This is a genomic window from Methylobacterium trifolii (assembly GCF_022179685.1).
Classification (GTDB): domain Bacteria; phylum Pseudomonadota; class Alphaproteobacteria; order Rhizobiales; family Beijerinckiaceae; genus Methylobacterium; species Methylobacterium trifolii.
In genome coordinates this window covers 1-5,316 of sequence record NZ_BPRB01000387.1, presented here as the reverse complement: position 1 = coordinate 5,316, position 5,316 = coordinate 1, and the positions used below count along the sequence as shown (strand labels likewise).

The window sequence follows — 5,316 nt, the reverse complement described above, 5'->3', positions numbered from 1 at the left end:
TTCAACGCTGTTTGACACTGCGAGCTCGACGCAGTGGTCCTGAGCCTCGGAGAGTTGCGCGCGAAGTTCGGATACCTCGATTGCCAGGGCGAGCGCGGCTCCGTATGTCTCGGCGCTCATCAGGCCCGCCTTCATCCGCAAGACGTAGCGCGTGCCGATCAGGCCGTCATCCGGCGATGCGGACGCACTGCCGGTAGTTTTGCCAGCAGTGCTGCCAGAACGATGCTGGCGACCCCAGAGGCGACAGCGATCCCGACCACGCGGGCGAGCAAAGCTCCCCCTCCCACATGGCCGGGATCAGACGGCGGAAATCCGTCGTCCGGTTGACGACCGCAAGATGGCGGCCAGAACCATCGCGGAGCAGAAGGATAGGGGAAGGGCACGAAGTCGCGGGCTTTGGCCGCTTGTCCCGGGGAGCACTACGCCCTGGCCTAACGGCCTCTCACTACTACGAGGGATGGCAAGGTTTTTTCGACGGTCTTCAACGGGTGGGAAGCCGCCATTGCCCTCAAGGCCTCTGGCCTGATCATCCAAGCTCCCATGGCCGGCAGCCAGGCAGAATGCCGAGCGGAGGTTGAGGGTATGTGAACGGGTCGCTGGTCATGAGCGTACCCTTCAGACTCGGTTTTGCAGAAATTGTCGCTGCCTCAGCAGCCTCTTTTGTCGGGTGCATCCTGGCGGGTGCCGACCGACCGGTTTCCGCTTTCTGAGTCCTTGACCGACGGGCCTCCAGTGCCCTTGCCAGGGTGGCCGCGCTGCTCGTCGATATTCCCGAGCGCCCCGCCCTCTTTGGAATGACCGGCTTCGGAGCCAGGCTTGATCGGCTTTTTCATCGTTTCCTCCATATGTTTTATGGAGATCAACGGAAGGCCACGGGTAGGCGTTCCAGGAACAGCTTTGGTACCCGCTTCACCTAACGGCAAAGGTTTCATTGCTCGGGTGACATGGCACTGCCGCCGAACTTTCGCGTTGAGCGCCAATGGAGTCAGAAAGCCTCGTCCGAATTTACCGAGTTCGCGTAGAGCACTGGCGGCGCGTCGCTCAAAGCTGGGCGGTGGCCGGGAATGAAGCCGCGAGTGCGCAGTGCCGAGAACGAGCTGATGAATGGCCTCGGAAGGCCGAGCTAGCTGCGGCCGAGATCCAATCCAGACGGCGATAGGGGCTTCTCGTCTTCCTGGGCAGACCGCGGCAACTCAGTGGCTGCAAAGGCCTCCTGCCCAACCATCCCACGTATTCCGCTGGGCATTTCTCACAAGAACCCGTCCCCCCAGTGCTCCTTGAAGGCGTTCGCCCTGCGGACATACCCAGCACCGTGCGCGGGTCGCGGTGTCGGCTCTGGTCCATGATCCGGGCGAGATCGGTGCCGCTCCTCCGGCCCTACACTCCGAGGAACCGGGCGCTGCTCTCGGTCGGCCGCGCGTGGAGATACCGCCCTGTCGTCGCCACCGAGGCGTGCCCGAGCGTCGCCTGCACCAAGTGGATCGGCGCTCCGCGGTCCAGGGCGTGGCTCGCGTGGGCGTGCCGTAGCCAGTGTGCCGAGACCTCGCCCGGCAAGCCCGCCCGTGCCGCCGCAGCCTTCACGATCCTATGGACGGCGCTGGGATCAAGCGCCCCGCCCTTCCGCGACAGGAACACTGGCGCGTCAGCCGTAGCCTCACCCCGCAAGGCACTCAGCACCTTCCACGTCGCGGCCGAGAGCAGCAGAACCCGCGTCTTACCGCCCTTGCCGAAGACGGTTGCCTGCCCGGCTTCATCGCGGGCCGCGAGATCACGCCAGCACAGGCCGCAAACCTCCGAGACCCGCAAGCCACCACCGTAGAGCACGGTCAGCAGCACGCGGTTTCGCAGGGCCGGCTCCTGCCGGATCATCAGCAGCGCATCGGCCTCGGACATAATGCGCTCGGCCAGGGTGTTCTTGATCGGCGGCACTCGCACGGCCGCCCCAATGTTGAACCGCAGGAACCCGACTTCCTGGGCGAAGGCGAACAGGCTCTTGAGCGCCGAGGCCGCGAGCGCCACCGTTGCCGACGAGCCCGGCAGCCTGGCGATGTAGTCCTGAAACTCACCCATCCGCACCGAGCCGAGCGGCTTGCCGACATGCGCCAGGAAGCGCCGCGCCTCGCGCTCGTAGTTGCGTCGCGTGTTCGGGCTCGCCGACCGCGACAGCCACAACCGAACCATCTGCGCGTCGTCATCTGCCTGCGCCGGCGGCGGTCTTACAGGAACGAACTCCACAACCGGAACCAGGGCGGTGCTCATGTCGGGTCGCCTTCCAGGTCCTGCTCTGCTGTCGCCAACCTTGCTCTCAGGCTTGGCTATCGAGTGAGCAGGCGCCAGCCATGCGGGTGGCGATCGCCGTCATCACTGCGTCCAACGATAGATGCTCGACCTTGATGCCATCCAGGGCCGTGCCGGGTTGAGCGAGGATCTTGAACGTCGCCGGTTTGGCAGATTTCTCAATTGCCCCAAGGGTGCGGCCCAGGCGGTCCGTAAGGCTCCAGTTGATCGGATCAGGGCCCACCTGCTTCAGAACGACATCCATGACCGGTTTTTCCTCAACGCAAGATAATACTACTTGTCTTGCGTTGAGAAACCATGCCGGATTGATGGCGGACCCGCAAGCCCGCTTGCCTGATTGTCACCGAGCCTGCAATCCTGATTGTGGTCTTGCCCACACGTGGTCATAGTGACCTACGTCTAGCAAGCCGCCAGGACGGGCGCGCCATAGGAAAACGAGATTGAGCACATAGAACGTTGCCGACAGGATCGCGCCGAACGCGCGCCTGGCCCCATTACCTGATGTCTCAAGCAGGTCAGAAAACATCACGGCCTGCCCGAGCACGGCCAACATCGCCATCGTGCTCCAAATGATGAGTACCCACCTGAGCCCGGGCATTAGCCCTCACGCAATTCGAGAAAGGCCGCGCGCGGCAAACACGGCGTTGAGCCCTTCCGTGAGTAGATCCTGCACCTGGGCATCCTCGTCGGCCGCGACCCGCTTCAATTGCCGGAATGCCTCGGGCGAGATGTAGGCTGTCACCACCCGCTTGCCCTCACGGGTCGATGCCTTCTGGTACCGGGCGGCCTGGGCAGAAGGTTCGCTCGCCGCGGTTGCGGGTGGGGTCTCAGATGAGAGCGACGCCAGCGCGGGCCTTTCCGGCTCCGGAGTGCTTGCCGTCTTCGCGCTAAACAGGCTCGGCCGCTTCGTCACACTCGCCCCCTCGTCTTCTTGTCCGCTTGCACGCCTGCCGGCAGGCCCACTTGTACACGTGCCCACGCGAACAAGGCGGCTACCTCCTCGGCTGCCTTGCCGTCGGGCTCATATTCAGAAGCCGTGCGGCCGTCGATCACTGCGTAGCTGTAGGCGACCCGCTGATGGATCACCTGCGGGGCGACCTGGGCGCCCTGGCCCTCCAGTCCGCGCCGCGCCTCCTCCACGATCGCGCTCCGCGTCGGCGCCGAGGACAGCACGACCCAGGCGGGGCGCTTCGCGATGGTCGCAAGATCACGCGTCGCCTCGATCGCCTCAAGGTCGAAGGCCGCCGGCCGGCACGGGATTAGGATGAGATCGGCCGCCCGGGCCGCAGCCAGCGATGCCCGGTCCGCATTCGGCGCGGTGTCGATCACGAGGAGGTCCGCGCCGTTGGCGCGCGCCGCGTCTGCAAGCTGCGGTAGCCGCTCGGCGTGGTCGCCGACCACCTCGGGTTCGGACGCTTGGCGCTTGTCGCCCCACTTTCGGGCCGTGGCCTGCGGGTCAAGGTCTACGAGCGCGGTGCGGAACCCCGCCAGCGTGCCGGCGACCGCGAGGTGTACGGCGACTGTCGATTTCCCGACCCCGCCCTTCTGACTAATGACGGCTATGGTCCGCACGCCTGCACTCCCACCTGTCGTCTCGCCCGCGTGCCGTCGTGACCGCCTGCCCACAAGCCTTCAAGCCGAATCGGCCGCAGGGACACAGCGAGACATGGATCTGCTGTCTGCTGTAGGAGTGCCACGCGTCAAGCACTACGTTCGTTAAAGCATCTGCCTGCTTGCCCACAGGACGGCAATACTGCTTGCCGTCGAGCGGCTAAGACCGCATGTAGGCTGGGCTGCCGCACTTACGGTCGGGTATGCGCGAGGCCGGCCGAGCCGTGATGGTACGGCCGCCCGGCCGGCGCGTCGGGCGCAGGTTGGTGTGACCGCGACAGCCGGCGCCGTTGCGACCTTCGGCCGTTCTGGCCGGCCTCGCATGGAGCGCGTATCAGGCCCGGCATGTCCAAGCGCATCAGGTCCAAACCCCAGGAGCGGGGCTCCGTCCTGTTCGACGTCGTCTTCGAGGACGGCAGCCGGGCCTCGAACCGGCGGGTGCCGATGGAAATCCTCGGTGGTCTCGACGGCGACGAACCAGCCCGTCAGCTCATCGAGCAGAACGAGGCGGAGATCGCACAGAAGGCTGGCCGGCCTCCGCGGGTGGTCCAAAGCCTGACGCGGTCGCCTTTGCCGGAGCCGAAGGCGATCATCTCGTAAGCGGTGGGCGGTCTCATGGGGAATGGCCCCTATGGTTGGCGCAAGTAGTCCACCGGGCGAGGAGACGGACGGCTCGAAGGCTAGCGCGAACCTGCCTTTCGGCCGATAGGACCGCAGCCGCTTCGTTACAGCCAGCTTGGATCTCTCATGCGCCTGCAAACCCTCCTCGCCTGCCTCTGCCTGAGCGTGGCACTCCCTGAGGCATCCCTTGCGCAACCTGCGCCCGCCCCAAAGGCCAACCCGGTGCCGGCACCGGATGCCGCCACGCTCAAGATTGCGCGCGAGGTCGTGATGCAGATGCAGGGCGACCGGACTGCGGTTCTCAATACGATGGGCGCTCCCATGGTGGGACTGATGCAGCAGATGGGCGTCAAGGAGCCTGACCGCGCTCAGGTGCTGGTGCAGGAGGTCGTCATCCCAGTGCTGACCGCCCACTACGATGAGCTCCTCGACATACAAGCGCGCGGCTACGCGTCCGTTCTCGGCAAGGAAGACCTTCAGGCGGTTGGGGCGTTCTACGCCTCACCGGCTGGCCGGCGTTTGGCGGTCGCTCAACCGCAACTGGCTCAGGCACAGATGAGCGGCATGTCGCAGTGGATGCAGTCCGTGATGCCTGACATGCAGGGCAAAATCGTTCAGGCCATCAAGGCTCACGGCTGGGGGCCGGGCGGCGCTGCAAAGCCGAAATGAGGGTCGGGCTGTATCTCCACGCGTGAGACATCGAGCCCGTCCGGATTGGCACCAACCCATTTAATTTCGGAACGCAGGCCTTGCCGTGGTGCTTGCACTGAACCGCTCCGGGTTTCC

Annotated in this window: 7 protein-coding genes; 2 read left to right on the top strand and 5 right to left on the bottom strand. The window is 65.2% G+C overall.

From position 1 onward, the window contains the following. Positions 1 to 647 precede the first annotated feature (647 nt). The 5 genes from COGEMETH_RS24965 to parA form a co-directional block, all read right to left on the bottom strand. Positions 648 to 833: a hypothetical protein gene (locus COGEMETH_RS24965; protein ID WP_238185359.1), complete on the bottom strand. Its 186-nt coding sequence runs from the start codon at positions 831 to 833 to the stop codon at positions 648 to 650. A gap of 544 nt (positions 834 to 1,377) precedes the next feature. Continuing rightward, positions 1,378 to 2,259, bottom strand: coding sequence for a tyrosine-type recombinase/integrase (locus tag COGEMETH_RS24960; protein ID WP_238185358.1), 882 nt, complete (start codon positions 2,257 to 2,259; stop codon positions 1,378 to 1,380). 46 nt (positions 2,260 to 2,305) lie between these two features. After that, positions 2,306 to 2,542, bottom strand: coding sequence for a hypothetical protein (locus tag COGEMETH_RS24955; RefSeq protein WP_238185357.1), 237 nt, complete (start codon positions 2,540 to 2,542; stop codon positions 2,306 to 2,308). Positions 2,543 to 2,902: 360 nt separating this feature from the next. After that, positions 2,903 to 3,211 carry a ribbon-helix-helix domain-containing protein gene (locus tag COGEMETH_RS24950; protein ID WP_238185356.1) on the bottom strand — a complete coding sequence of 103 codons (309 nt, stop codon included), beginning with the start codon at positions 3,209 to 3,211 and terminating at the stop codon, positions 2,903 to 2,905. Continuing rightward, positions 3,208 to 3,870, bottom strand: coding sequence for a ParA family partition ATPase (parA, locus tag COGEMETH_RS24945; protein ID WP_238185355.1), 663 nt, complete (start codon positions 3,868 to 3,870; stop codon positions 3,208 to 3,210). The genes COGEMETH_RS24950 and parA overlap by 4 nt, the downstream gene beginning before the upstream one ends. Positions 3,871 to 4,254: 384 nt before the next feature. Between parA and COGEMETH_RS24940 the strand changes: the two genes are divergently transcribed. Together COGEMETH_RS24940 and COGEMETH_RS24935 are read left to right on the top strand one after the other, a co-directional pair. Further along, the gene (locus COGEMETH_RS24940; RefSeq protein WP_238185354.1) at positions 4,255 to 4,509 is read left to right on the top strand and encodes a hypothetical protein; all 255 of its coding nucleotides are present in this window, start codon (positions 4,255 to 4,257) and stop codon (positions 4,507 to 4,509) included. 147 nt (positions 4,510 to 4,656) lie between these two features. Beyond that, on the top strand, positions 4,657 to 5,199 hold the full coding sequence (locus COGEMETH_RS24935) for a DUF2059 domain-containing protein (protein WP_238185353.1): 543 nt from the start codon (positions 4,657 to 4,659) through the stop codon (positions 5,197 to 5,199). Positions 5,200 to 5,316 lie beyond the last annotated feature (117 nt).